We start from the raw sequence: 1,115 nt of genomic DNA on the forward strand, positions 1-1,115 counted from the left end.
CCGTGATATCGACCCTGCAGATCGCCAGAATCAAAGCCTGGGGCGCCCATGGCTTCACCGCCACCGGGGTGGTCAGTGCCTTGCTCGCCACCCTGGCACTGTTCGACAACCAGCCCAAGGCCTGCCTGCTATGGCTGGGGGTGGCGCTGCTGGTGGATGGCGTCGACGGCTCCCTGGCGCGCAAGGTCAAGACCAGCTCGGTGCTGCCCAACATCGACGGCTCGGTGCTGGACCTGGTGATCGACTACCTGACCTATGTGTTTATCCCGGCGCTGTTCATCTACCGCTACATTCCCCTGCCGGAATACAGCGCGCTGCTGGCCACCTCGCTGATCCTGCTGTCGTCGCTGCTGTGTTTCTGCAACGTCAACATGAAGAGCCACGACAACTACTTCCAGGGCTTTCCCGCGGCCTGGAACGTGGTCGCCCTGTGCTTCTACCTGATCGAGCCCGGCCCCTGGCTGAGCCTGCTGAGCATCTTCGCCCTGGCCCTGCTGACCGCCACCCGGGTGCAGTTCCTGCATCCGTTCCGGGTACGCAAGTGGATGGGGCTGAACATCATCGTGACCTTCGTCTGGCTGCTCAGCGGCGCATTGCTGATCCTCAGCCACCCGCTGCACAGCCCGCCGATCATGGGCTTGTGGCTGGCAGCCTCGGCCTACTTTCTCGGCGTGTGCCTGTGGCGTTCGGCCCAGGAATGGTTCAGCAAGGCCAGCTGAACCCGGGCCGCGCGAACCATTGCCGGGGCCCGGCAAGCATGCAAGACTCCTGCGCCCAAGCCTCTGCAGCAGAGGCTTGGCGACTATTTGCCCGCCCGATGAGCGGGGACGGGTGCCTACGGCACCTCGGGCTGACCGATCGCCGCGCTCAGGGCCAGGGCCAGTTCCGCCACCGAGTAGGGCTTTTGCAGGAATACGAATTCCCGGGTCTGGCCCTGGGCCAGGGCCGGGCTGTAGCCGCTGGTGAGGATGACCGGCAACCGCGGGTAGTCGCAACGGATCCGGCTGGCCAGTTCGATACCGCTCATGCCCGGCATCACCACATCGGAAAACACCGCCTGGAATCGGGTCCGCTCCTCGCCCAGGCGGCGCAGGGCCTCCGCCGCGCTGGTGGCC

General features: G+C 65.7%; 2 protein-coding genes. One reads left to right on the plus strand and one right to left on the minus strand.

The features are described from left to right. Window positions 1–719: phosphatidylcholine synthase (pcsA, locus tag AB4Y89_RS24500; protein ID WP_442303566.1), on the plus strand; the 719-nt coding region annotated here is incomplete at its 5' end. Window positions 720–835: 116 nt separating this feature from the next. Here pcsA and AB4Y89_RS24505 read toward each other — a convergent pair. Beyond that, window positions 836–1,115: response regulator (locus AB4Y89_RS24505; RefSeq protein ID WP_442303567.1), on the minus strand; the 280-nt coding region annotated here is incomplete at its 5' end.

Origin of the sequence: Terriglobus sp. 2YAB30_2 (genome assembly GCF_052114765.1) — a bacterium.
Lineage (GTDB): Bacteria > Acidobacteriota > Terriglobia > Terriglobales > Acidobacteriaceae > Terriglobus.